Annotated in this window: 5 protein-coding genes and 1 pseudogene; 3 read left to right on the forward strand and 3 right to left on the reverse strand. The window is 63.5% G+C overall.

The genetic code is table 11. From position 1 onward, the window contains the following. Together ACLP2E_RS11630 and truA are read left to right on the forward strand one after the other, a co-directional pair. Positions 1-225, forward strand: a pseudogene (locus ACLP2E_RS11630) (methionyl-tRNA formyltransferase); the annotation flags it as partial. A gap of 2 nt (positions 226-227) precedes the next feature. Then, positions 228-968, forward strand: coding sequence for a tRNA pseudouridine(38-40) synthase TruA (gene truA, locus ACLP2E_RS11635; RefSeq protein WP_442466024.1), 741 nt, complete (start codon positions 228-230; stop codon positions 966-968). On the opposite strand, the gene ACLP2E_RS11640 is transcribed toward truA, so the two are convergent. The 3 genes from ACLP2E_RS11640 to ACLP2E_RS11650 all read right to left on the reverse strand — a co-directional run bounded on the left by ACLP2E_RS11640 (position 962) and on the right by ACLP2E_RS11650 (position 2,142). Next, complete coding sequence (locus tag ACLP2E_RS11640) at positions 962-1,174, reverse strand: hypothetical protein (protein ID WP_442462288.1); 213 nt, start codon at positions 1,172-1,174, stop codon at positions 962-964. The genes truA and ACLP2E_RS11640 overlap by 7 nt on opposite strands. Next, positions 1,171-1,506, reverse strand: a complete 336-nt coding sequence (locus ACLP2E_RS11645) for a YbjQ family protein (protein ID WP_442462289.1) — start codon at positions 1,504-1,506, stop codon at positions 1,171-1,173. The genes ACLP2E_RS11640 and ACLP2E_RS11645 overlap by 4 nt, the downstream gene beginning before the upstream one ends. A gap of 69 nt (positions 1,507-1,575) precedes the next feature. Beyond that, positions 1,576-2,142, reverse strand: coding sequence for an SH3 domain-containing protein (locus ACLP2E_RS11650; protein WP_442466025.1), 567 nt, complete (start codon positions 2,140-2,142; stop codon positions 1,576-1,578). Positions 2,143-2,381: 239 nt separating this feature from the next. Between ACLP2E_RS11650 and ACLP2E_RS11655 the strand changes: the two genes are divergently transcribed. Continuing rightward, positions 2,382-3,377, forward strand: a complete 996-nt coding sequence (locus ACLP2E_RS11655) for a 2-hydroxyacid dehydrogenase (protein ID WP_442462290.1) — start codon at positions 2,382-2,384, stop codon at positions 3,375-3,377. Positions 3,378-3,422 lie beyond the last annotated feature (45 nt).

Consider the following 3,422-nt stretch of genomic DNA (forward strand, 5'->3'; position numbering starts at 1 on the left):
GGCCTTGAGCGCGTGAAAATTTTACGCACGACACTGTCGGAGGGGGCCGGCAAGCCGGGCGAAATCCTCGACGACACGCCGCGCATCGCCTGCGGCGACGGCGCCCTGACTTTGGTCGAGGTTCAAAGGGCGGGACGAGGCCCGGTTTCGGGAAGCGAGTTTTTGCGCGGCGCGCGACTTGTTCCGGGCGCCCGCCTGTCCGACGCCGCACAGGTCTCGCAGTAAGAATGCCCCGCTACAAACTGCTCATCGAATATGATGGAACCGATTATGTCGGCTGGCAGCGCCAGGCCAATGGCCTTTCCGTGCAGGAAGTCATCGAGACGGCGTGCAAAAAACTCGATCCCGGCCCGATCGGCCTGCGCGGCGCGGGACGCACCGACTCCGGCGTTCACGCCTCGGCGCAGGTCGGCCATGTCGATCTGCAAAAAATCTGGCGGACAGACGCGCTTCGCGACGCCCTCAACGCCCATATGCGGCCGGAAAAGGTCGCGATTCTCGCCGCCGAGGCGGTGGAGGACGATTTCGACGCGCGTTTTTCCGCCAAGGCGCGGCATTATCTCTACCGCATCGTCAACCGCCGCGCGCCGCTGACCTACGATCATGGCCGCGCCTGGCTGATCAAGCGGAGGCTGGACCCCGAGGCGATGCACGAGGCGGCGCAAGTGCTGACCGGCCACCACGATTTCTCGACCTTTCGCGATTCCGAGTGCCAGGCCGAAAGCCCGGTGCGCACCCTCGACCGTCTCGACGTCTTCCGGGCGCCGCATGACGAAATCCACATCCGCGCCAGCGCCCGCGCCTTCCTGCACCGGCAGGTGCGCTCGATGGTCGGCTCGCTGGAGCATGTCGGCTCCGGCAAATGGCGGGCGGAAGACCTTTCCCAGGCCTTGAAGGCGCGCGACCGCGCGCGTTGCGGCCAGGTGGCGCCGGCGGCGGGGCTCTACCTGATCGGCGTCGATTATTGAAGCTTGCTTTTGTCGCGCAGCCTGGCGCTGTCGCGCCTCTCCCGCTGGACCAGGTTCCACACGATGACCACGGCCAGAAGCACGCCGAGCGTGATCATCACTTTCACGAAAGTCTCGGGGTCCCAGAAGCGCAGCCACAATTGCGCCAGAAACGCGGCCGCCCCCAGGAGAAAAAGGCCAAAGCCGGCGGGAATCGTCCAGTTCATGGGCGCTCCTTTTCGACAATGACGGCGGAGCCGTAACAAATGACTTCGGTGACGCCGTTCATGATTTCATTGGCGTCGTAGCGCATCATCAAGATGGCGTTGGCGCCGTTGGCTTCGGCGTGAGCGCACATCATCTCATAGGAATCGGTGCGGGTTCGCTCGCATAAATTGGTGTAGACGGTGATATTGCCGCCGAACAAGGTTTGCAGGGCTCCGCCAATATTGCCGACGATGGATCGCGAGCGAACGACAATGCCGCGAACGATTCCGATGTTGCGCGTCACGCGGTAGCCCGGCAAATCGAGCGCCGTCGTCACCATTTCAGCTTTCATCGCCTTTTCCCCCCGTCTGGCCGATCCTACAATCCGTTTTGAACATGCGCCAGCGGCCGCGAGCCCGGCCTATTCCACCTTTTCGCCGGGATAGACGCCCCATAGATTGGTCTGGCTCATGAAGCCGTCATAGCCGTCGCCCTTCAGTCGGCACCATGTTCCGTCGCAGCTTTTCACGCTTGCGACCACGCCTGGCGCGAGCTTGGCCTTGACGTCGGCGTCCTCCTGCGGCTGGGCGTAAAGCGGCAGGGCCGGAGCGTTCTTCTTCCACGGCTCGATCAGCACGGTGCGCTTGCCCGACAGCAGCGAATGCAGAACCCAGCCTTCCGCGCCTTCCGAGTCGCGGATGCGCCGCCAGATTTCGTATTCGGCGGTGATCTCCACCGGCAGTCCGGGACGCTGGTAGATCCATTTGGTGGCGTGGTCTTTCGAAGGACCCTCGCGCAAATTGACGTGATCGGATTTCAGGCTGACATAGCGGGGAATGGCGAGGCCGGTGGCCGAACCGACCGCCTGCTGCGCGTGAACAGAAATGACGCCAAGACAAAGACTTGCGCCGACGAGGGCGCAGGCCGCCCGACGGCGCCGCCCGAATGAAGAGACTGAAGCAAACCTGATTTTCGGCCCAATCGCCATAACGCCGTCTTCCAACTGTCCTGCCCAACGCCCGCGCAAAATCATCGAACCCATTTCGCCATTCTTGTTTTTGCCAATCCATCTGCTAGGAAGCAAAGAATACGGGAAACAGGATTGATCGCGGTCAAGTCCTTGTCGCCCGCCGATCGTTAATGACCGGTGAAAGCCGGCGCCGCTGCGGCGCAAAAACGGGCGGTCGCGCCGTCCGCGAAAAACCGGGGCAGAGGGAACGGAACACCATGGGCAAAAATAATCCGCTCGTCATCGTGACCCGCAAACTGCCCGAACCGGTGGAAGCGCGGATGCGCGAATTGTTCGACGCCCGTTTCAACGAAACGGACAAGCCGATGACCCACGCCGAGCTTGCCGAGGCGATTGGCGCCGCCGACGTGCTGGTGCCCACCGTGACCGACCGCATCGACGCCCCGCTGATCGCCAAGGCCGGCGAGCAATTGAAGCTGATCGCCAATTTCGGCAATGGCGTCGATAATATCGACGTCACTTCGGCGCTTCGGCGCGGCATCACCGTCACCAACACGCCCGGGGTGCTGACCGAGGACACCGCCGACATGACCATGGGGCTGATCGTCGCCGTCTCCCGCCGCATTGTCGAGGGCGCCGGCGCCGCCCTCGACGGCTCCTGGCGCGGCTGGTCGCCGACCTGGATGCTGGGGCGGCGCATCACCGGCAAGAAACTCGGCATTGTCGGCATGGGCCGCATCGGCCAGGCGCTCGCCCGCCGCGCCAAGGCTTTTGGCCTGTCGATCCATTATCACAACCGCCGCCGCGTCTCCGCCTCGATCGAACAGGAGCTTTCCGCGACCTATTTCGAATCGCTCGACCAGATGCTGATGCGGATGGACATCGTCTCGGTCAATTGCCCGCATACGCCGGCGACTTTTCATCTCCTTTCCGCGAGGCGCTTGAAGCACCTTCATTCCGGGGCCATCGTGGTGAATACGGCGCGCGGAGAGATCATCGACGAAAACGCCCTGACCCGGATGCTGGAGGCCAATGAGCTGGCCGGCGCCGGTCTCGACGTGTTCGAGCACGAGCCCGCTGTCTCGCCCAAACTGCTCAAGCTGGCGCAGGGCGGCAAGGTGACGCTGCTGCCGCACATGGGCTCGGCGACGCTCGAAGGGCGCATCGACATGGGCGAAAAAGTCATCATCAATGTGAAGACCTTTATGGACGGCCACCGTCCGCCAGACCGCGTGCTGCCGAGCATGTTGTGACGCCAGCCGGGGCATGCGGCCGACGAACGCCGAGCGGCAGGCGCG

The sequence above is a fragment of the Rhodoblastus sp. genome, from assembly GCF_052145335.1.
In the GTDB taxonomy this organism is placed as follows: Bacteria; Pseudomonadota; Alphaproteobacteria; order Rhizobiales; family Beijerinckiaceae; genus Rhodoblastus.